Origin of the sequence: Pseudomonas taeanensis MS-3 (assembly GCF_000498575.2) — a bacterium.
GTDB lineage: Bacteria > Pseudomonadota > Gammaproteobacteria > Pseudomonadales > Pseudomonadaceae > Aquipseudomonas > Aquipseudomonas taeanensis.
Window position 1 is genome coordinate 327,915 of record NZ_AWSQ01000002.1, and the last position, 19,288, is coordinate 347,202.

Here is a 19,288-nt window from a genome sequence, read left to right on the forward strand (position 1 = left end):
ATGCCAACCCCTGTACCGCGCTACTGAAGCGCTTGATACCGGCTGTTTAGTGGGGTGGTGCAGGTATTGAGTCTGTGCTTGGTCGTGCAGGACCTGCAGCTTAAGCGGGTGTTGCGCAGTACTTGGAATGAGCCAAATAGCTGAAAGAATTATGGTGCCCCGGGGGAGACTCGAACTCCCACTTCTTTCGAAAACGGATTTTGAATCCGCCGCGTCTACCGGTTCCGCCACCGGGGCACAATGGCGGCGAAGTATAGGGAGGCCTTTGCACTTGGTCAATCCACTTTCGTGGTCAAAATCAGCTATTTCCGGTAAGCTTTTCCGCCCTGCTTATATGACCTCCTTCATCTCATGCGCGTTGCCGACTTTCATTTCGAGCTGCCCGACTCTCTGATCGCCCGACATCCACTGGCCGAACGCCATGCCAGTCGGTTGTTGGTACTGGATGGGCCATCGGGCGCCCTCGCTCATCGTCAGTTCCCCGATCTGCTGGAGTATCTGCGTCCCGGCGACTTGATGGTGTTTAACAATACCCGGGTGATCCCGGCGCGGCTTTTTGGGCAGAAGGCTTCTGGCGGCAAGCTGGAAGTACTGGTCGAGCGCGTACTGGACAGCCACCGGGTGCTGGCGCATGTGCGCGCGAGCAAATCACCAAAACCAGGTTCGACGATCCTGATTGACGGTGGCGGCGAGGCTCGGATGCTGGCGCGGCATGATGCACTGTTCGAGTTGGGCTTTAGCGAGGAAGTACTGCCGCTGCTTGAGCGCGTGGGGCATATGCCGTTGCCTCCTTATATTGACCGGGCTGACGATGCTGCCGATCGTGAGCGTTATCAAACCGTGTATGCCGAGCGTGCTGGTGCGGTAGCGGCGCCAACCGCCGGGCTGCATTTCGACAAGGACTTGCTGGCAGCAATCGCGGCGAAAGGTGTGGAGACGGCTTTCGTCACGCTGCATGTTGGTGCGGGTACATTCCAGCCAGTGCGGGTGGAGCGTATCGAGGATCACCTCATGCATAGCGAGTGGCTGGAGGTTGATCAGGCGGTAGTCGATGCCGTGTCGGCCTGCCGTGCTCGCGGTGGTCGGGTCATTGCGGTCGGTACCACCAGCGTGCGTTCGCTGGAAAGTGCGGCGCGTGATGGTGTTCTCAAGTCATTCAGCGGCGATACCGACATCTTTATCTACCCGGGCCGGCCGCTGCATGTGGTCGATGCCTTGGTCACCAACTTTCACCTGCCGGAGTCGACCTTGCTGATGCTGGTGTCGGCGTTCGCCGGTTACCCGGAAACCATGGCGGCGTATCAAAGCGCAATAGCCGAGAGGTATCGCTTCTTCAGTTACGGCGATGCCATGTTTATTACCCGAAACCCCGCGCCTCGCGGGCCTGAGGATCAAGTATGACGCGCACCTGTCGCATGTCTTTCGAACTGTTGGCGACGGACGGCAAGGCGCGTCGTGGTCGCCTGACTTTTCCACGTGGAGTGGTCGAGACGCCGGCGTTTATGCCGGTGGGTACCTATGGCACGGTCAAGGGGATGTTGCCGCGGGATATCGAAGCGATCGGTGCGCAGATGATTCTTGGCAATACCTTCCACCTGTGGCTTCGTCCGGGTACCGAAGTGATCAAGCGACACGGTGACCTGCATGACTTCATGCAATGGCAGGGGCCTATCCTCACTGACTCCGGTGGTTTTCAGGTGTTCAGCCTGGGCGCGATGCGCAAGATCAAGGAGGAGGGGGTGACCTTCGCCTCGCCGGTGGATGGCTCTAAAGTCTTCATGGGTCCAGAAGAGTCGATGCAGGTGCAGCGCGATTTGGGCTCCGATATCGTGATGATATTCGACGAGTGCACGCCCTATCCGGCCGAGTTCGATGTGGCCAAGCGCTCGATGGAGTTGTCGCTGCGCTGGGCCAAGCGCTCTAAAGATGCGCATGGCGAAAACACCGCTGCGTTGTTCGGCATCGTCCAGGGCGGTATGCATGAAGAGTTGCGCATGCGCTCGCTGGAGGGGTTGAATGAGATCGGTTTTGACGGCTTAGCGATTGGCGGTTTGTCCGTCGGCGAGCCGAAAGAGGAAATGCTGCGTGTGCTGGGCTATCTGCCGGAGCTGATGCCGGCAGACAAGCCACGGTATTTGATGGGGGTGGGCAAGCCGGAAGACCTGGTTGAAGGTGTGCGCCGTGGGGTGGACATGTTCGACTGCGTGATGCCGACGCGTAATGCGCGAAACGGCCACCTGTTTGTCGAGACTGGCGTGCTGAAAATCCGTAACTCGGTGCACAAGCATGACAACTCGACGCTCGACCCAGAGTGTGATTGCTACACCTGTAAACATTTCTCCCGCGCCTATCTGCATCACTTGGATAAATGCGGGGAAATGCTGGGTAGTATGCTCAATACTATCCACAATTTGCGTCATTATCAGCGGCTGATGGCTGGTTTGCGCGAGGCTATCCAACAGAGTACATTGGCCGCCTTTGTCGATGCCTTCTATGCTCGTCGCGGTCTGCCAACGCCGCCGCTTGACTAATAAACCAACTTTATAAAGACCTGTCTAACTGGAGTGTTAAATGAGCTTTTTGATTCCCGCCGCTTACGCTGAAACCACTGCCGCCGCGGGCCCTGCCGGCAGCGGCTTCGAGTGGGTATTTCTGGTCGGTTTTCTGGTCATCTTCTATCTGATGATCTGGCGTCCACAGGCCAAGCGCGCCAAAGAGCACAAGAGCCTGATCGGCAATCTGCAGAAGGGTGAAGAAGTAGTGACCACTGGTGGTATCGCCGGCAAGGTGATCAAGGTTTCCGATGACTTCGTGGTCATTGAGGTGTCTGACACCGTTGAGTTGAAAATTCAGAAGGTGGCCATTGCCGCGACCCTGCCTAAGGGCACGCTGAAAGCCATCTAAGTTTTACACCTTTACCACTCGACGGGGCGCTTTATGCGCCCCGCGTCATAACGGGCGGCGTCATGCTCAACAAATTTCCCCTTTGGAAGTACCTGCTGATCCTGGCTGTGCTGGCGATCGGCTTTCTTTATTCCGCGCCCAACCTGTATCCAGATGATCCAGCGATCCAGATCAGCGGTAACAGCACGGCCATGCAGGTCGAGCAAGCTGATCTTGAACGCGCCACGCGTGCCTTGCAGGCAGCAGGGATTGAGGTCAAGGCTTCGAGTCTGGCTGCGCAAGGCCGTGCCGGCCTGCTCCGTCTGACCAAGCAGGCCGATCAGCTGCCGGCCAAGGATGTGGTGCGCAAGGCTTTGGGTGAAGAGTTCGTGGTTGCCTTGAACCTCGCGCAGACTACCCCTGACTGGCTACGCAACTTGGGTGCGGGTCCGATGAAGCTGGGTCTGGATTTGTCCGGTGGTGTGCACTTCCTTCTGGAAGTGGATATGGACAAGGCCCTGGATGCGCGGCGCAAGGTTTACGAGGGGGAGGTCAAGAGCATGCTGCGCAAGGAGCGCGTGCGCTACCGCAGCCTGCCCGAACTCAACGGCGCGATTCAGTTGGGTTTTGTCGATGAGGCTACTCTGGAGAAGGCCCAGAGCCTGATTCGCAAGGAGTTCTCGGATTTCGAGTTGAGTTCGGCCGAGCGTAGCGATTTGCAGGTGCTGCGCTTGAGCCTGACTCAGGCCAAGCTGGCGGAAATTCGCGAATACTCGATCAAGCAAAACCTGACTACCGTGCGTAACCGGGTCAATGAGTTGGGTGTTGCCGAACCGCTGGTTCAGCGTCAGGGCGCCAACCGGATCGTGGTTGAACTACCCGGTGTGCAAGATACCGCCGAGGCTAAGCGCATTCTGGGCAAGACGGCCAACCTCGAGTTTCGTCTGGCTGCCGATGCCGATGCATCGAGAGCCACAACAGAGGTCTTCGAGTTCCGTGAGGAAGGGCGTCCATCGGCTCAGTTGGAGCGTGAGCTGATCATCACGGGTGATCAGGTAACCGACGCCCAGGCCAGCTTCGATGAGAATGGCAGTCCGCAGGTAAACATTCGTCTGGATGGTCATGGCGGCGACCTGATGAACCGTGCGACCCGCAACAATGTCGGGCGCAGCATGGCGGTGATCTTTATCGAGCAGAAGCCGACCGTGCGTTACCTGCGCCAGGTTGTCGATGGTGTCGAAAAGGAAGTCGCGGTCCAGAGTTTCGTCGAAGAGAAGCGCATTATCAGTCTGGCGACCATTCAGTCGCCGCTGGGTAGTCAGTTCCGTATTACTGGTCTCGATGGTCCGGGCGAATCGACCGAGCTGGCGTTGCTGCTGCGTGCCGGTGGCCTGGCGGCTCCAATGTACTTCGCCGAAGAGCGCACCATTGGCCCGAGCCTGGGTGCTGACAACATCGTCAAGGGTGTTGATGCCGCGCTCTGGGGCATGTTGTTCGTGTCACTGTTCATTATTGTCATTTACAGGTTCTTTGGTGTGTTGGCGACCATAGCCCTGGGCTTCAACATGGTGCTGCTGCTGGCGCTGATGTCGCTGCTGAGTGCCACCCTGACGTTGCCAGGTATCGCCGGTATCGTGCTGACCATGGGGATGGCGGTGGATGCCAACGTGCTGATCTTCTCGCGGATTCGCGAGGAAATCAGCAATGGCATGTCAGTGCAGCGGGCCATTCATGAGGGTTTCGACCGTGCGTACTCGGCGATTATCGACGGCAATCTGACCACGTTATTGGTGGGTGGAATTCTTTTCGCCATGGGTACTGGCCCGGTCAAAGGCTTTGCGGTGACGCTGTCGCTGGGCATTCTCACCTCGATGTTCACCGCTATTCTGGTGACGCGAGCCATGGTCAACCTGAGCTTCGGCGGGCGTGACCTGAAGAAGTTGTGGATTTAAGGGGCTGGGATGAATCGTGTAATCAACTTCATGGGTGTGCGCAAGATTGCGCTCGCCCTTACCCTGATCGTGACCTTTATTGCATTGGGTAGTCTGGTAGTTAAAGGTCTGAATTTCGGCCTGGATTTTACCGGCGGTACGCAGATCGAGCTGGCTTATGAGCAGCCTGCGGACCTCAGCAGTATTCGCCGGAATCTGGCGGGCGCCGGTTATGGCGATGCTGTGGTGCAAAGTTTTGGTGCGACGACCGAGGTGGTCGTGCGGATGCAGGGCGATGATGCGGATCTGGGTAATAAGGTCGCTACGGTTCTGCAGCAGTCTGGTGACAAATTACAGGTGAAGAAAGTCGAGTTCGTCGGCCCGCAGGTCGGTGAGGAACTGCGTGATCAGGGCGGCCTGGGCATGCTTCTGGCGCTGGGTGGCGTCATGCTCTACCTGGCCTTCCGCTTTCAGTGGAAGTTCTCTATGGGCGCGTTCATCTCGCTGGTGCATGACGTCATCGTCACCCTGGGCATTCTGTCGTTCTTCCAGATCACCTTCGACCTGACCGTGCTGGCGGCGTTGCTGGCGATCATCGGTTATTCGTTGAATGACACCATCGTGGTATTCGATCGGGTGCGTGAGAACTTTCGGGTGTTGCGCAAGGCCAGCTTGATCGAAAACATCAATATATCCACCACGCAAACCCTGTTGCGCACCCTGGCTACTTCGATTTCCACCTTGTTGGCGATTGGTGCCTTGTTGGTCTTTGGCGGCGATAATCTGTTCGGCTTTGCCATTGCGTTGTTCATGGGTGTGCTGGTAGGCACTTATTCGTCGATTTATATCTCCAACGCGGCTCTGATATGGCTCGATCTGACTGTCGAAGATCTGATTCCGCCCGTGGCGACCGAAGAGGTTGATGAGCGTCCTTGAGGCTTCAGCCTGTCTCGCGGCTATTGCTGGCTCATGGTGAGTGGAACTTGCCGTGAGTCGTGGGGGTCGAAGGCTTGGAATAAAAGGCGTATTTCGCCGCTTAGCGTGAAGGTCAGGAGATTGCCATGAACAAATCAATGCTCGTTGGTACGGTGCTCGGTGCGGTGGCTGTCACTGCCGGGGGTGCTGTTGCGACTTACAATCTGGTAAGTGGCCCTGAGTATGCGGAAGTTCTTGCAGTAGAGCCGGTTAAGGAGACTGTCAAGACTCCGCGAGAAGTGTGTAAGGACGTTGCTGTGACTCGGCAGAAACCGGTCCAGGATCAGCATAAAATTGCCGGTACGGCGATTGGTGCGGTGGTCGGAGGGCTGCTTGGCAATCAAGTGGGTGGTGGCACAGGTAAAAAGATCGCCACAGTGGCTGGCGCGGTCGGTGGTGGTTATGCCGGCAACAAGGTGCAGGGCAGTATGCAGGCCAATGATACCTACACCACTACGGAAACCCGCTGCAATACTGTCACCGACACCAGTGACAAGCTGGTTGGTTACGACGTGAAGTATCAATTGGACGGCAAGGTCGCTCAGGTGCGTATGCAGCGTGACCCGGGCGCTCGGATTCCTGTCAAGGATGGTCAGTTGGTGCTGGTCGAAGCGGCTCAGTAAAGCCAATTAACGGAAAAGCGCCCTGCGGGGCGCTTTTTTATGGGTATAAAAAAACCGGCACCCGGCCGGTTTTTCTGTGCAGCGCTTTTAGCGTTTCAGTGAAGCGGACAAGTGCGGCTGAATCGCCGTTAGTACAGCCTTGAAACACTTGGTGTTGCCGGCGACGATTTGACCCTTCTCAAGGAATGCGTGGCTGCCGCTAAAGTCGCTGACCAGGCCACCTGCCTCTTGGATCAGTAGGGCGCCGGCGGCCATGTCCCATTCGGACAGGCCGAATTCCCAGAATGCATCGAAGCGCCCAGCGGCGACGTAGGCCAGGTCCAGGCTTGCGGCGCCGGCGCGGCGTACCCCGGCGGTCTGGCCGACCAGGCTGCGGAACATGCCCAGGTAGTTTTCCAGGTTGTCGAGTTGGCTGTCGCGGAACGGGAAGCCGGTGCCGAGCAGTGCGCCTTCAAGGCTCTTGCGGGTGCTGACGCGCAGGCGGCGGCCGTTGAGGGCTGCGCCACGACCGCGGCTGGCGGTAAATTCTTCCTGGCGCACCGGATCGATGATCACGGCATGCTCAAGGCGGCCGCGGTATTTGCAGGCCACGCTGACGGCGTAGTGTGGGATGCCTCGGACGAAGTTGGTGGTGCCGTCCAGTGGGTCGATGATCCACAGGTAATCTGCGCCATCACCAGTGCCTTCGGTCAGGCCGCTTTCTTCGCCGAGAAAGCCGTGGGTCGGGTAAGCCTTGCGCAGGGCCTGAATGATCAGGTTCTCGGCGGAGCGGTCGATCTCGGTCACGTAGTCTTTGGCATCTTTCTCGTCGACCGAGATGACGTCCAAGCGTTCGGTAGAGCGGAAGATCATTTCACCGGCGCTACGGGCTGCGCGCAGCGCGATATTCAGCATGGGCTGCATGGATGTTTCACCTGGGTCGTTAAAGAAAGCCGGCCATTCTAGCAGAAAAGCCTGATGGATGAAGAGTCACCTGTGTCTTGCGTGGTATTAGTGGAGGGGGTTCTGTAAGATTTGTTCCCCTTTTGCTGTCCGTGTGGGTGTTGGCGTTGCTGCAAAATATACGAGTGGTTCTAGTCAATACCAGTCATCCCGGCAACATCGGTGGGGCTGCCCGCGCCATGAAAAATATGGGGTTGTCGCAACTGGTGCTGGTTGATCCGATGGATTTTCCCAGTGGCGATGCGGTGGCGCGCGCCTCGGGGGCTACCGATATTCTCGATGCGGCGCAGGTGGTCGGCACGCTTGAGGAGGCGCTGGTTGGTTGTAGTCTGGTGTTCGGAACCAGTGCGCGTGAACGGCGGATTCCTTGGCCGTTACTCGACCCGCGAGAGTGTGCCGCAGCTGTGTGTGAGCAGGTGCTTCAAGGCAGTGAAGTGGCTTTGGTGTTCGGTCGGGAATACGCTGGCTTGACTAATGAAGAGCTGCAGCGCTGTCAGTTCCATGTACACATCCCGACAGACCCAGATTTCAGCTCGTTGAACCTGGCGGCGGCTGTACAAGTGCTGGCTTACGAGGTGCGCATGGCCTGGTTGGTGGCGCAGAATAAGCCGACCAAGATAGCCAAGCTGGAAGCCACGGCGATACAGAGTTCGCAGCCGGTGACGGCGGATGAGTTGGAGTCCTTTTATGCGCACCTTGAGCAGGCCTTGATCGAGATCGATTTTCTCGACCCGGCCAAGCCGCGACATTTGATGAGCCGTTTGCGGCGCTTGTATGGGCGCAGCGCTATCAGCAAGCTGGAAATGAATATCTTGCGTGGCATTCTGACGGAAACCGTCAAGGCTGCGCGTGGTGAGCACCAAGGGCGGGGGAAGACTGATGTTTGAGCGTATGCAAGAAGATATTCAGAGCGTGTTTCATCGCGATCCGGCCGCGCGCAATACGCTGGAGGTGGTTACCTGCTACCCGGGTTTGCATGCGGTGTGGCTGCATCGTATGGCTCATGCGCTGTGGGTGTCCGGCTGGAAGTGGCTAGCTCGGGTAGTGTCGAATTTCGGGCGTTGGCTGACCGGGATCGAGATTCACCCGGGTGCCAAGATAGGTCGGCGTTTCTTCATCGACCACGGCATGGGGATCGTCATCGGTGAGACTGCCGAGATTGGCAATGATGTCACCCTGTATCAGGGGGTGACGCTGGGGGGCACCAGCTGGAATAAAGGCAAGCGCCACCCGACTCTCGAGGATGGCGTGGTGGTCGGTGCCGGGGCCAAGGTGCTGGGGCCGTTTACAGTGGGTGCGGGCGCCAAGATTGGCTCGAATGCCGTAGTGACCAAGGCGGTGCCAGCTGGGGCAACAGCGATCGGTATACCGGGGCGGGTTATCGTCAAGGTTGATGATGAGCAGAAGGCCAAGCGGCAGGCAATCGCCGAGAAATTGGGCTTCGATGCTTATGGCGTCAGTCAGGACATGCCTGATCCGGTTGCGCGGGCTATCGGTCAGTTGCTTGATCATCTGCATGCGGTGGATGGCCGGCTGGAGGGTGTGTGCGGTGCGCTTAAGGAGCTGGGTAGCGACTATTGCGCCAAGGATCTGCCCGTGTTGCGCGATGAGGACTTTGCGTGTGTCGTCAAGGAGCCAGACGACAAGTCTGCGGGGTGATGCGGTGGGGTGGGCGTTTTGCTATGCTGCCCACCCCTCGCTGCAGTTAATCCCGAGTAAAACGCTAGGTCTTATAGTTGACTTAAACACTCGGGAATTGCATACTCGCGGCACACTGAAATTCCCGTGGTAACCCTTCATGCGATTGACCACCAAAGGCCGTTATGCCGTCACCGCCATGCTCGACTTGGCGCTGCATGCACAGCATGGGCCGGTGTCCCTCGCCGATATTTCTGAGCGGCAGGGCATCTCCTTGTCCTACTTGGAGCAGCTGTTCGCCAAGCTGCGTCGCGGCAATCTGGTTTCCAGTGTGCGCGGTCCGGGTGGTGGCTATCAGCTATCGCGCGATATGCAGGGGATTCAGGTAGCGGAGGTGATCGATGCGGTTAATGAATCGGTCGATGCAACTCGCTGCCAAGGCCAGGGTGATTGCCATGCCGGCGACACCTGTCTGACCCACCATCTCTGGTGCGACCTCAGTCATCAAATTCACGAATTTCTCAGCGGCATCAGCTTGGCTGATTTAGTCACTCGCCGTGAAGTGCAAGAAGTCGCCCAGCGTCAGGATCAGCGCCACTGTAATGGCGGGATGCCGCAGCTGGATAAAATTGAAGCGTCCACCGTCGAATGAATATAGGGCGTCGGCCTGCAAGGTCTGACGACTGATAGGAGAGAGTCAATGAAATTGCCGATTTACCTCGATTATTCCGCGACGACACCGGTCGATCCGCGTGTCGCGCAGAAGATGAGTGAGTGCCTGTTGGTGGATGGCAACTTCGGTAACCCGGCGTCGCGCTCCCACGTGTTTGGCTGGAAGGCCGAAGAGGCGGTAGAGAACGCTCGCCGCCAGGTCGCCGAGCTGGTCAACGCCGATCCGCGCGAGATCGTCTGGACTTCCGGTGCCACCGAGTCCGACAACCTGGCGATCAAGGGTATTGCTCACTTCTATAGCAGCAAAGGCAAACACATCATCACCTCAAAGATCGAGCACAAAGCAGTGCTGGATACCACGCGCCAACTGGAGCGTGAAGGCTTTGAAGTGACTTATATCGAGCCGGGCGAAGATGGCTTGATCACCCCGGCGATGGTTGAGGCAGTGTTGCGTGAGGACACCATTCTGGTGTCAATCATGCACGTGAACAATGAAATCGGCACGATCAACGATATCGCTGCGATTGGCGAACTGACCCGTTCGCGTGGGGTGTTCTTCCATGTAGATGCGGCGCAGTCCACCGGCAAGGTTGAGATCGACCTGGAAAAACTCAATGTCGATTTGATGTCGTTTTCGGCACACAAGACCTACGGCCCCAAGGGGGTTGGTGCCTTGTATGTACGGCGTAAGCCGCGCGTTCGCCTTGAGGCTCAGACCCATGGCGGTGGCCACGAGCGCGGCATGCGTTCTGGCACCCTGGCCACGCACCAGTGCGTCGGCATGGGTGAGGCCTTCCGTATTGCCAAGGATGAAATGGCGCAGGAAAATCAGCGTATTTTGGCTTTGCGTGATCGTTTTTATCAGCAGTTTGAGGGGATGGAAGAGGTCTACGTCAATGGCAGCATGGCTGCCCGCGTACCGCATAACCTCAACCTGAGTTTCAACTATGTCGAGGGTGAGTCGCTGATCATGGCGCTGAAAGACCTCGCCGTGTCTTCGGGTTCGGCCTGTACTTCTGCGTCGCTGGAGCCGTCTTACGTTCTGCGTGCCTTGGGTCGTAACGACGAGTTGGCGCACAGTTCAATTCGTTTCAGCTTCGGTCGTTTTACCACTGAAGCCGATATTGATTATGCCGCGCAGAAAGTTCGCGAGGCGGTCACCAAGCTGCGCGAGTTGTCGCCGCTGTGGGATATGTTCAAAGAAGGTGTCGATCTGTCCAAGGTCGAATGGGCGGCACACTAAAGCTGCCGATGAGCGGCGCCTGATGAGAGAGGAATAACAGCATGGCTTACAGTGAAAAGGTCATTGACCACTACGAGAACCCGCGCAACGTCGGCAAGATGGACGCGGAAGACCCCAGTGTTGGCACTGGCATGGTCGGCGCGCCGGCCTGCGGCGACGTGATGCGCCTGCAGATCAAAGTTAACGAGTCGGGCGTGATCGAAGACGCCAAGTTCAAGACTTACGGCTGCGGTTCTGCGATTGCCTCCAGCTCCCTCGCTACCGAGTGGATGAAGGGCAAGACGCTGGATGAGGCGGAAACCATCAAGAACACCCAGCTCGCCGAAGAATTGGCGCTGCCGCCGGTAAAGATTCACTGCTCGGTGCTCGCCGAGGACGCCATCAAGGCGGCCGTGCGCGATTACAAGCAGAAGAAAGGCTTGCTCTAAGGAGGCTGTCGATGGCTATCAGCATGACCGAAGCTGCCGCTCAGCATGTGCGCCGCTCTCTCGATGGGCGGGGCAAAGGTGAGGGTATTCGCCTGGCCGTTCGTACGACCGGCTGTTCTGGCCTGGCCTATGTGCTGGAGTTCGTCGACGAAACCGCCAGTGAGGATCAGGTGTTCGAGAGTCACGGAGTCAAGGTGATCATCGATCCCAAGAGCTTGGTGTACCTCGATGGCACCGAGCTGGATTTCGTCAAGGAGGGCTTGAACGAAGGTTTCAAGTTCAATAACCCTAACGTGCGCGGCGAATGTGGCTGCGGCGAGAGCTTCAATATCTGAGGCGCGTTGTGGGTAGTCCTTGTCATTTCGCCTTGTTTGAGCTGCAACCCAGCTTTCGTCTGGACCTTGAGCAGCTGGCTGTGCGTTATCGCGAGCTGGCGCGTCAGGTGCATCCGGATCGTTTTGCCGATGCCTCCGAGCGTGATCAGCGCTTGGCGCTGGAGCAGTCTGCGAGCCTCAATGAGGCTTACCGGGTCTTGAAAAACGCGCCGCAGCGTGCGCGCTATCTGCTTGCGTTGAGTGGGCCGGAGTTGCCGCTTGAAGTCACGGTGCAAGACCCTGGCTTCCTGATGCAGCAGATGCATTGGCGCGAAGAGCTCGAAGACCTGCAAGGCAGCGCCAACGTGAGTGGCGTGGCGACGTTCAAGCGACGCCTGAAAGTTGCTCAGGATGAGCTGAACGAGAGCTTTGCCGTTTGTTGGGATGATCCACTGCGTCGCGAAGAGGCCGAGCGCCTGATGCGTCGCATGCAGTTTCTCGACAAGCTTTCCCACGAGGTGCGCCAATTGGAAGAGCGCCTCGACGATTAACACTCGCGCGGCCAGTCTGGCGCGCCTGATATTCAGATAAGCATTTATTAATCATGGCCCTACTGCAGATCGCTGAGCCCGGACAGAGCCCCCAGCCACACCAGCGTCGGCTGGCCGTGGGGATCGATCTGGGTACTACCAATTCGCTGGTCGCTGCCGTGCGCAGTGGACTGTCCGAGCCGCTGGCCGATACCGCAGGAGCGCTGATCCTGCCGTCGGCGGTGCGCTACCACGCTGATCGTGTCGAAGTGGGCGAAGCTGCCAAATTGGCTGCTCCCGGCGACCCGCTGAACACTGTGTTGTCAGTCAAACGCCTGATGGGGCGCGGCCTCGCTGACGTTAAACAGTTGGGCGAGCAGCTGCCTTATCGCTTTGTCGATGGCGAGTCGCATATGCCGTTCATCGAGACCGTGCAAGGGCCGAAAAGCCCGGTAGAGGTGTCTGCCGATATCCTCAAGGAGCTGCGTCATCGGGCGGAAGCCGTGTTGGGTGGCGAGTTGGTCGGTGCAGTGATTACCGTGCCAGCCTATTTCGATGATGCGCAGCGCCAGGCGACCAAGGATGCCGCGCGTTTGGCCGGTCTGAGTGTACTGCGTCTGCTCAATGAGCCGACCGCTGCCGCCGTGGCTTATGGCTTGGATCAGCAGGCCGAGGGTCTGGTGGCGATCTATGACCTGGGTGGCGGTACCTTCGATATTTCGATTCTGCGTCTGACTGCTGGCGTGTTTGAAGTGCTGGCTACCGGCGGCGACAGTGCGCTGGGTGGCGATGATTTCGATCATGCCATCGCAGGCTGGATAGTTGAGCAAGCTGGCTTGTCTGCCGATCTTGATCCGGGCGCGCAGCGCACGCTGTTGAGCGAGGCCTGTGCGGCGAAAGAGGCGCTGACCACTGATACTTCGGTTGAGGTGAGTCATGGTGCCTGGTCTGGGCTGCTGACCCGTGAGGCCTTTGCTGAGCTGATCGAGCCGATGGTTGCGCGCAGTCTCAAGGCTTGCCGGCGTGCGGTGCGTGATGCCGGCATTGAGATCGAAGAGGTTGAGGCTGTGGTGCTGGTCGGCGGGTCCACGCGGGTGCCGCGCGTACGTCAGGCGGTCGCCGAGTTGTTCGCGCGCGAACCGCTGAGTGATATTGATCCGGATCAAGTGGTCGCCATTGGTGCGGCGATCCAGGCCGATACGCTGGCCGGTAATAAGCGCGGTGATGGCGAGGAATTGTTGCTGTTGGATGTGATTCCATTGTCCCTTGGTCTGGAAACCATGGGCGGTTTGATGGAGAAGGTGATTCCGCGCAACACCACCATCCCGGTGGCGCGCGCTCAGGAGTTCACCACCTACAAAGATGGTCAGACGGCCATGATGATTCATGTGCTGCAAGGCGAGCGCGAATTGATCAGCGATTGTCGTTCCCTGGCACGCTTCGAGTTGCGCGGTATACCGCCTATGGTCGCCGGTTCGGCGAAGATTCGCGTGACGTTTCAGGTCGATGCAGATGGCTTGCTCAGTGTCGCGGCGCGTGAACTGGCCTCGGGCGTGGAGGCGAGCGTCCAGGTCAAACCATCCTATGGTCTGACCGATGGTGAAATTGCCAGGATGCTGCAGGACTCCTTCCAGCATGCCAGCGATGACAAAGTGGCGCGTGTGTTGCGTGAGCAGCAGGTGGATGCGCAACGTCTGCTTGAGGCGGTTGAAGCTGCTCTGGAAGTTGATGGCGAGCGCTTGTTGGAAGCCGATGAGCGCCTGGCAATCGAGGCGCAGATCCAGCAGTTGCGTGAGTTGATGGCAAGTAACGATGGCCTGGCCATCGAGCAGCAGACCAAGCGTCTGACCCAGGTGACCGACGCCTTTGCCGCGCGCCGCCTGGATGCAACGGTAAAGTCCGCACTGGCGGGCCGTAGTCTTAATGAGATTGAGGAATAAGCATGCCGCAGGTCATCTTTCTGCCCCACGCCGAGCATTGTCCTGAAGGGGCGGTATTCGAAGTGCAGGCAGGTGAAACTGTGCTCAACGCCGCACTGCGCAATGGTATCGATATCGAGCATGCCTGCGAAAAGTCCTGTGCCTGCACCACCTGTCACGTGGTGATTCGTGAAGGGTTCAACTCCATGGAGGCTTCCGACGAACTGGAAGACGACATGCTCGACAAGGCCTGGGGGCTGGAGCCCAATTCGCGACTGTCCTGCCAGGCCGTAGTGGCCGATAAGGATCTGGTGGTGGAAATTCCTAAATACACCATCAACCAGGTGTCCGAAGGTCACTGATCATTTCGTCATAGGAGCAGGTCATGAGTCTGAAGTGGACTGATGTGCTGGAAATCGCCATCCAGTTGGCAGAGAGCAAGCCCGATGTCGACCCGCGTTTCGTTAATTTCGTCGACCTTCACCGCTGGGTGATGGAGTTGCCGGAGTTTTCCGATGATGCGCAGCGAGGCGGTGAGAAGGTTCTGGAGGCGATTCAGGCCGCCTGGATCGAAGAGGCCAGCTGAGTCGAGCGCCGTGCTGGCGCCGCCCTACGCATTTAACCGTAACCCGCGTATAATCCGCGGGTTTAATTTTCCGCTTTAATCCTTTTTTCTGGAGTTTTTCATGGCTGTTGAACGTACTTTTTCCATCATCAAACCGGATGCTGTTGCCAAGAACGTGGTTGGCGAAATCGTCACTCGTTTTGAAAAAGCGGGTCTGCGCGTAGTTGCCTCCAAGATGGTTCAGCTGTCCGAGCGCGAAGCTGGCGGTTTCTACGCCGAGCACAGCGAGCGTGGTTTCTTCAAGGATCTGGTTGCTTTCATGGTTTCCGGTCCGGTAATCGTCCAGGTACTGGAAGGTGAAGGTGCCATCGCTAAGAATCGTGAGCTGATGGGCGCTACCAACCCAAAAGAAGCCGCCGCTGGCACCATTCGTGCTGATTTCGCGGTTTCCATCGACGAAAATGCCGTCCACGGTTCCGATTCCGAAGCTTCCGCGGCTCGTGAAATCGCCTACTTCTTCGCGGCCACCGAGGTCTGCGCGCGCATTCGCTAAGGCGAGTGGTGCGAGGGTGAAGCCATGACTGAAGCTACCGGTAAAATTAACCTGCTGGGTCTGACCCAGGCAGAAATGGAACAGTTCTTCGATAGCATCGGAGAAAAACGTTTCCGTGCCGGGCAGATAATGAAGTGGATTCACCACTTTGGTATCGATGACTTTGATGCCATGAGTAATGTCAGCAAGGTCTTGCGCGAAAAGCTCAAGACCTGTGCTGAGATTCGCGCTCCGGAAGTGGTCAGTGAAGACATCTCCACTGACGGCACCCGCAAGTGGGTGGTGCGTGTGGCCTCCGGCAGCTGCGTCGAGACGGTGTATATCCCGCAAGGCTCGCGTGGCACTTTGTGTGTGTCGTCACAGGCCGGCTGTGCGCTGGATTGCAGCTTCTGCTCCACCGGTAAACAAGGTTTCAATAGCGATCTGAGCGCCGCCGAAGTGATCGGTCAGGTGTGGATTGCCAATAAGTCTTTCGGCTCCGTGCCAGCGAAAATCGATCGCGCTATCACCAACGTGGTGATGATGGGCATGGGTGAGCCGCTACTGAATTTTGACAATGTGGTCGCCGCCATGAAAATCATGATGGACGACCTCGGCTATGGCATCTCCAAGCGCAAGGTGACGTTGTCTACCTCCGGCGTAGTGCCAATGATCGACAAGCTGGGTGAAGTCATCGACGTCTCTCTGGCTCTGTCGCTACATGCGCCCAACGATGCGCTGCGCAACCAGTTGGTGCCGATCAACAAGAAGTACCCCCTTGAAATGCTGCTGGCCGCTTGCAAACGCTATATCTCGGGTCTTGGCGAGAAGCGCGTGCTGACCATTGAGTACACCCTGCTCAAGGATGTCAACGATAAGCCTGAGCATGCTGAGGAAATGATCGCACTTCTCAAAGAAGTGCCTTGCAAGATCAACCTGATTCCGTTTAATCCTTTCCCTCACTCGGGGTACGAGCGGCCGAGCAACAATGCTATTCGCCGCTTTCAGGACCTGCTGCACAAAGCCGGACACAGTGTCACCGTGCGCACGACGCGTGGCGAGGACATTGATGCTGCCTGTGGGCAGTTGGTCGGCCAGGTCATGGACCGTACCCGCCGTAGCGAACGCTATATTGCCGTGCGTCAGTTGAGCGACGAGGCCAACACACAGCGTTCCGCTGATCAGAAAACCTAAGGGAAAATTTATGTTATTGCGCCCTGCGCTGTTCTTGTTAGTCGCCAGCCTGCTGGTCGGTTGTGTTTCGACCGGCGATGTCGATCCAATGAGAACCGACAAGGGGCGCGATGAGGCCCGTGATGCCTATATCCAGTTGGGAATTGGCTATTTGCAGCAAGGTGCCAGCGGTCGAGCCAAGGTTCCGCTGAAGAAAGCCCTAGACCTCGACCCGTCCAGTGCCGATGCACATGCGGCACTGGCCTTGGTGTTCCAGGTCGAAATGGAGCCCAAGTTGGCCGATGAGCACTACCGCAGAGCGTTGTCGCAGCGCAGTGGCGATGCCCGCTTGCTGAATAATTACGGCAGTTTCTTATACGAGCAAAAACGCTACGAGGAAGCCCTAGAGCGCTATCAGCAAGCAGCTCAGGACACGCTTTATCCCGAGCGTTCGCGGGTGTTCGAGAACCTTGGCTTGACTGCCCTGGAGCTAAAGCGGCGTGAGCAGGCAAAAGCGTACTTTCAACGTTCGTTGCGGCTCAACAGTCGTCAGCCCAAGGCCCTTATGGAAATGGCGATGATGTCCTATGAGGACAAGGCCTACGTACCGGCTCGCGGTTATTACGAAAGCTATAGTGCGTTGGTTGAGCAGGACGCACGCAGCCTGCTGTTGGGCACGCGTCTGGCAACAATTTTTGAGGATCGCGATAAAGCCGCCAGCCTGGGTCTGCAGTTGAAGCGCCTTTATCCCGGTACGCCGGAGTATCAGCAGTACTTGTCGGAGCAAAGATGAAAGCGGCTCATCCTGAAGTTGTAGCAGCTCAGCGTGTCAATCCCGGTGAGTCCCTGCGCACGGTCCGCGAGAGCAAGGGCTGGACGGTCGCTGAAGCGGCTGAGCGGTTGAATCTGACGCCTCAGCGTCTGAGTCAGATTGAGGACGGCGATTTCGATAAATTGCCAGGTAGCACCTTTGCCCGCGGTTATATCCGCGCTTACGCCAAGTTGCTTGAGCTGGATCAAAGTCGTCTGGTTCTGGAATTCGATCAGTTTACCGGCACCGATGCTGCAGGCAGTAGCGTGCACAGCCTGGGGCGCATCGAGCAGCCGGTGAGTTACTCGCAACGTATCTTGCGTTTCTTCAGCTTTATCTTGCTGATGGGGGTGATCGGCGCTGGCCTGTATTGGTGGCAGGAGCAGGCTGAACGACAGGCTGATGAGTCGACTGCGACCAGCATTGAACATGTCGAAGTGGAAGGTGCGGATGGCACCACCCAAATTCATTCGCTGGATGAACCCGAAGATCAGGCTGTCTTGGCCGCTCAGGGCGGCATCGAATTGAGCCCGCCGAGTGTTGTCGACGAACTGGGTGCACTGCCTGAGACGACGGCTGCGCAGGAGCAGGTGCAAACCGAGGTCCCGGCGGAGCCGCAAGCCGGTCCTGCACTGAGTCCGACGGGGCCCGGTGAAGTGGCCACTGCTGTCGAGAGCGCGCCTGTGACCAGTCCTGTGCCCGAGAGTGTTGACGAGCCAGTGCTGGGCGCCGGTGAAGGGCAGGTCAATTTAACTTTCAGTGCAGACTGCTGGGTCCAGCTGACCGATGCCAAGGGTAAAATTCTGTTCAGTGCACTGAAGCGTGGCGGCGAAAGTTTGAGCATGGTAGGCCAGGCTCCCCTGGAGCTGCGACTGGGCTTCGCTCGGGGTGCTCAAGTCAGCTACAACGGCCAAACCGTCGATGTTTCGCCCTTCATTACGGGCGAAACTGCACGCCTGAAACTGGGGTTGTAAGTCATGCATTGCGAATCACCGATCAAGCGTCGCCAATCGCGCAAAATCTGGGTTGGCCAGGTACCTGTAGGTGGCGATGCGCCTATTTCGGTGCAGAGCATGACCAACACTGACACCAACGACGTGGTCGCGACCGTGGCGCAGATCCGCCGTCTGGAAGAGGCTGGTGCCGATATCGTGCGGGTCTCGGTGCCGGACATGGACGCCGCCGAGGCGTTCGGCAAAATCAAGAAACTGGTCAACTTGCCGCTGGTCGCCGACATTCATTTCGATTATCAGATTGCGCTGCGTGTGGCCGAACTGGGCGTTGATTGCCTGCGCATCAATCCTGGCAATATTGGTCGCGAAGATCGGGTTCGGGCTGTGGTTGAGGCTGCGCGTGGCAAGGGGATTCCGATTCGCATCGGCGTCAATGCCGGTTCTTTGGAAAAAGACCTGCAGAAGAAATACGGCGAGCCGACCCCGGAGGCCTTGGTCGAGTCTGCCTTGCGTCATGTTGAGCACCTGGATCGCCTGAACTTTCCCGACTTCAAGGTCAGCGTCAAAGCTTCGGACGTATTCATGGCGGTCGCGGCTTATCGTCTGTTGGCCAAACAAATCGAACAACCTCTGCATCTGGGCATCACCGAAGCCGGTGGTCTGCGTTCCGGTACGGTGAAGTCGGCGGTCGGCCTGGGCATGCTGCTGGCCGAGGGGATTGGCGATACCATTCGTATTTCGTTGGCGGCCGATCCAGTAGAAGAGATCAAGGTCGGGTACGACATCCTTAAGTCACTGCGTCTGCGCTCTCGGGGCATTAATTTCATCGCCTGCCCGAGCTGTTCGCGGCAGAATTTCGACGTGGTGAAAACCATGAACGACCTAGAAGGGCGGCTGGAAGATCTGTTGGTGCCGCTTGATGTCGCAGTCATCGGCTGTGTGGTCAATGGCCCAGGCGAAGCCAAGGAGGCGCATGTCGGCCTGACTGGCGGTTCGCCGAGCAATCTGATCTACATCGACGGTAAACCAGCGCAAAAACTGAATAACGATAACCTGGTGGATGAGCTGGAAAGGCTCATTCGGCAGAAAGCGGCCGAGAAGGTTGCCGCCGATGCTGCAGTGATCGCACGTGGCTAAGCCTCTCGGAACCAAGAGC

General features: G+C 57.8%; 22 protein-coding genes and 1 tRNA gene. 21 read left to right on the plus strand and 2 right to left on the minus strand.

Annotation, left to right across the window (positions count from 1 at the left end; translation table 11 throughout):
* Positions 1 to 152 precede the first annotated feature (152 nt).
* Positions 153 to 237, minus strand: a tRNA-Leu gene (locus TMS3_RS09565).
* A 114-nt stretch (positions 238 to 351) separates the two neighbouring features.
* Here TMS3_RS09565 and queA point away from each other — a divergent pair.
* The 6 genes from queA (at position 352) to TMS3_RS09595 (ending at position 6,412) form a co-directional block, all read left to right on the plus strand.
* Entirely contained in the window at positions 352 to 1,401 is a 1,050-nt protein-coding gene (gene queA / locus TMS3_RS09570; protein ID WP_025165050.1) for a tRNA preQ1(34) S-adenosylmethionine ribosyltransferase-isomerase QueA, read from the plus strand.
* Between the two features lie 14 nt (positions 1,402 to 1,415).
* Positions 1,416 to 2,531: a tRNA guanosine(34) transglycosylase Tgt gene (gene tgt, locus TMS3_RS09575; protein WP_025165051.1), complete on the plus strand. Its 1,116-nt coding sequence runs from the start codon at positions 1,416 to 1,418 to the stop codon at positions 2,529 to 2,531.
* Between the two features lie 40 nt (positions 2,532 to 2,571).
* Complete coding sequence (gene yajC / locus TMS3_RS09580; protein WP_025165052.1) at positions 2,572 to 2,904, plus strand: preprotein translocase subunit YajC; 333 nt, start codon at positions 2,572 to 2,574, stop codon at positions 2,902 to 2,904.
* 62 nt (positions 2,905 to 2,966) lie between these two features.
* The gene (gene secD, locus TMS3_RS09585) at positions 2,967 to 4,835 is read left to right on the plus strand and encodes a protein translocase subunit SecD (RefSeq protein ID WP_025165053.1); all 1,869 of its coding nucleotides are present in this window, start codon (positions 2,967 to 2,969) and stop codon (positions 4,833 to 4,835) included.
* A 9-nt stretch (positions 4,836 to 4,844) separates the two neighbouring features.
* The gene (secF, locus tag TMS3_RS09590) at positions 4,845 to 5,750 is read left to right on the plus strand and encodes a protein translocase subunit SecF (RefSeq protein WP_025165054.1); all 906 of its coding nucleotides are present in this window, start codon (positions 4,845 to 4,847) and stop codon (positions 5,748 to 5,750) included.
* Positions 5,751 to 5,875: 125 nt separating this feature from the next.
* Entirely contained in the window at positions 5,876 to 6,412 is a 537-nt protein-coding gene (locus TMS3_RS09595) for a glycine zipper 2TM domain-containing protein (protein ID WP_025165055.1), read from the plus strand.
* A gap of 87 nt (positions 6,413 to 6,499) precedes the next feature.
* Here TMS3_RS09595 and suhB read toward each other — a convergent pair whose 3' ends face one another.
* A complete protein-coding gene (gene suhB / locus TMS3_RS09600; protein ID WP_025165056.1) occupies positions 6,500 to 7,315 on the minus strand; it encodes a type III secretion system regulator SuhB in 816 nt (271 codons plus the stop codon).
* 146 nt (positions 7,316 to 7,461) lie between these two features.
* On the opposite strand from suhB, the gene trmJ reads away from it, so the two are divergent.
* From trmJ to ispG, 15 genes are all read left to right on the plus strand, one after another.
* Positions 7,462 to 8,241 carry a tRNA (cytosine(32)/uridine(32)-2'-O)-methyltransferase TrmJ gene (gene trmJ / locus TMS3_RS09605; RefSeq protein ID WP_025165057.1) on the plus strand — a complete coding sequence of 260 codons (780 nt, stop codon included), beginning with the start codon at positions 7,462 to 7,464 and terminating at the stop codon, positions 8,239 to 8,241.
* The gene (gene cysE / locus TMS3_RS09610) at positions 8,234 to 9,013 is read left to right on the plus strand and encodes a serine O-acetyltransferase (protein ID WP_025165058.1); all 780 of its coding nucleotides are present in this window, start codon (positions 8,234 to 8,236) and stop codon (positions 9,011 to 9,013) included. The genes trmJ and cysE overlap by 8 nt, the downstream gene beginning before the upstream one ends.
* A gap of 139 nt (positions 9,014 to 9,152) precedes the next feature.
* Complete coding sequence (gene iscR, locus TMS3_RS09615; RefSeq protein ID WP_025165059.1) at positions 9,153 to 9,644, plus strand: Fe-S cluster assembly transcriptional regulator IscR; 492 nt, start codon at positions 9,153 to 9,155, stop codon at positions 9,642 to 9,644.
* A gap of 48 nt (positions 9,645 to 9,692) precedes the next feature.
* The gene (locus TMS3_RS09620) at positions 9,693 to 10,907 is read left to right on the plus strand and encodes an IscS subfamily cysteine desulfurase (RefSeq protein WP_025165060.1); all 1,215 of its coding nucleotides are present in this window, start codon (positions 9,693 to 9,695) and stop codon (positions 10,905 to 10,907) included.
* 41 nt (positions 10,908 to 10,948) lie between these two features.
* Entirely contained in the window at positions 10,949 to 11,335 is a 387-nt protein-coding gene (gene iscU, locus TMS3_RS09625) for a Fe-S cluster assembly scaffold IscU (RefSeq protein ID WP_025165061.1), read from the plus strand.
* 11 nt (positions 11,336 to 11,346) lie between these two features.
* On the plus strand, positions 11,347 to 11,670 hold the full coding sequence (gene iscA / locus TMS3_RS09630) for an iron-sulfur cluster assembly protein IscA (protein ID WP_025165062.1): 324 nt from the start codon (positions 11,347 to 11,349) through the stop codon (positions 11,668 to 11,670).
* Between the two features lie 8 nt (positions 11,671 to 11,678).
* Complete coding sequence (gene hscB / locus TMS3_RS09635; RefSeq protein WP_025165063.1) at positions 11,679 to 12,200, plus strand: co-chaperone HscB; 522 nt, start codon at positions 11,679 to 11,681, stop codon at positions 12,198 to 12,200.
* Between the two features lie 53 nt (positions 12,201 to 12,253).
* Positions 12,254 to 14,119 (plus strand): Fe-S protein assembly chaperone HscA, encoded by a 1,866-nt coding sequence (gene hscA / locus TMS3_RS09640; RefSeq protein ID WP_025165064.1) that lies wholly within the window; start codon positions 12,254 to 12,256, stop codon positions 14,117 to 14,119.
* Positions 14,120 to 14,121: 2 nt separating this feature from the next.
* Entirely contained in the window at positions 14,122 to 14,460 is a 339-nt protein-coding gene (gene fdx, locus TMS3_RS09645; RefSeq protein WP_025165065.1) for an ISC system 2Fe-2S type ferredoxin, read from the plus strand.
* Positions 14,461 to 14,483: 23 nt separating this feature from the next.
* A complete protein-coding gene (gene iscX / locus TMS3_RS09650; RefSeq protein ID WP_025165066.1) occupies positions 14,484 to 14,684 on the plus strand; it encodes a Fe-S cluster assembly protein IscX in 201 nt (66 codons plus the stop codon).
* A 100-nt stretch (positions 14,685 to 14,784) separates the two neighbouring features.
* Complete coding sequence (gene ndk / locus TMS3_RS09655; protein ID WP_025165067.1) at positions 14,785 to 15,216, plus strand: nucleoside-diphosphate kinase; 432 nt, start codon at positions 14,785 to 14,787, stop codon at positions 15,214 to 15,216.
* A 24-nt stretch (positions 15,217 to 15,240) separates the two neighbouring features.
* Positions 15,241 to 16,389: a 23S rRNA (adenine(2503)-C(2))-methyltransferase RlmN gene (rlmN, locus tag TMS3_RS09660; RefSeq protein WP_025165068.1), complete on the plus strand. Its 1,149-nt coding sequence runs from the start codon at positions 15,241 to 15,243 to the stop codon at positions 16,387 to 16,389.
* Between the two features lie 10 nt (positions 16,390 to 16,399).
* Complete coding sequence (gene pilW / locus TMS3_RS09665; protein WP_025165069.1) at positions 16,400 to 17,161, plus strand: type IV pilus biogenesis/stability protein PilW; 762 nt, start codon at positions 16,400 to 16,402, stop codon at positions 17,159 to 17,161.
* Positions 17,158 to 18,153 carry a RodZ domain-containing protein gene (locus TMS3_RS09670; RefSeq protein WP_025165070.1) on the plus strand — a complete coding sequence of 332 codons (996 nt, stop codon included), beginning with the start codon at positions 17,158 to 17,160 and terminating at the stop codon, positions 18,151 to 18,153. The genes pilW and TMS3_RS09670 overlap by 4 nt, the downstream gene beginning before the upstream one ends.
* A 3-nt stretch (positions 18,154 to 18,156) precedes the next feature.
* Entirely contained in the window at positions 18,157 to 19,269 is a 1,113-nt protein-coding gene (ispG, locus tag TMS3_RS09675; protein ID WP_025165071.1) for a flavodoxin-dependent (E)-4-hydroxy-3-methylbut-2-enyl-diphosphate synthase, read from the plus strand.
* The last annotated feature ends 19 nt before the right edge of the window (positions 19,270 to 19,288 follow it).

Excerpts from the sequence above, each read along its gene's own strand:
- ispG (WP_025165071.1), top strand. The coding sequence starts at position 18,157 with ATGCATTGCGAATCACCGATCAAGCGTCGCCAATCGCGCAAAATCTGG.
- suhB (WP_025165056.1), bottom strand. The coding sequence starts at position 7,315 with ATGCAGCCCATGCTGAATATCGCGCTGCGCGCAGCCCGTAGCGCCGGT.
- cysE (WP_025165058.1), top strand. The coding sequence starts at position 8,234 with ATGTTTGAGCGTATGCAAGAAGATATTCAGAGCGTGTTTCATCGCGAT.
- rlmN (WP_025165068.1), top strand. The coding sequence starts at position 15,241 with ATGACTGAAGCTACCGGTAAAATTAACCTGCTGGGTCTGACCCAGGCA.
- pilW (WP_025165069.1), top strand. The coding sequence starts at position 16,400 with ATGTTATTGCGCCCTGCGCTGTTCTTGTTAGTCGCCAGCCTGCTGGTC.
- iscR (WP_025165059.1), top strand. The coding sequence starts at position 9,153 with ATGCGATTGACCACCAAAGGCCGTTATGCCGTCACCGCCATGCTCGAC.
- secD (WP_025165053.1), top strand. The coding sequence starts at position 2,967 with ATGCTCAACAAATTTCCCCTTTGGAAGTACCTGCTGATCCTGGCTGTG.
- TMS3_RS09670 (WP_025165070.1), top strand. The coding sequence starts at position 17,158 with ATGAAAGCGGCTCATCCTGAAGTTGTAGCAGCTCAGCGTGTCAATCCC.
- yajC (WP_025165052.1), top strand. The coding sequence starts at position 2,572 with ATGAGCTTTTTGATTCCCGCCGCTTACGCTGAAACCACTGCCGCCGCG.
- iscX (WP_025165066.1), top strand. The coding sequence starts at position 14,484 with ATGAGTCTGAAGTGGACTGATGTGCTGGAAATCGCCATCCAGTTGGCA.
- iscU (WP_025165061.1), top strand. The coding sequence starts at position 10,949 with ATGGCTTACAGTGAAAAGGTCATTGACCACTACGAGAACCCGCGCAAC.
- tgt (WP_025165051.1), top strand. The coding sequence starts at position 1,416 with ATGTCTTTCGAACTGTTGGCGACGGACGGCAAGGCGCGTCGTGGTCGC.
- fdx (WP_025165065.1), top strand. The coding sequence starts at position 14,122 with ATGCCGCAGGTCATCTTTCTGCCCCACGCCGAGCATTGTCCTGAAGGG.
- hscA (WP_025165064.1), top strand. The coding sequence starts at position 12,254 with ATGGCCCTACTGCAGATCGCTGAGCCCGGACAGAGCCCCCAGCCACAC.
- iscA (WP_025165062.1), top strand. The coding sequence starts at position 11,347 with ATGGCTATCAGCATGACCGAAGCTGCCGCTCAGCATGTGCGCCGCTCT.
- queA (WP_025165050.1), top strand. The coding sequence starts at position 352 with ATGCGCGTTGCCGACTTTCATTTCGAGCTGCCCGACTCTCTGATCGCC.
- secF (WP_025165054.1), top strand. The coding sequence starts at position 4,845 with ATGAATCGTGTAATCAACTTCATGGGTGTGCGCAAGATTGCGCTCGCC.
- TMS3_RS09620 (WP_025165060.1), top strand. The coding sequence starts at position 9,693 with ATGAAATTGCCGATTTACCTCGATTATTCCGCGACGACACCGGTCGAT.
- TMS3_RS09595 (WP_025165055.1), top strand. The coding sequence starts at position 5,876 with ATGAACAAATCAATGCTCGTTGGTACGGTGCTCGGTGCGGTGGCTGTC.
- ndk (WP_025165067.1), top strand. The coding sequence starts at position 14,785 with ATGGCTGTTGAACGTACTTTTTCCATCATCAAACCGGATGCTGTTGCC.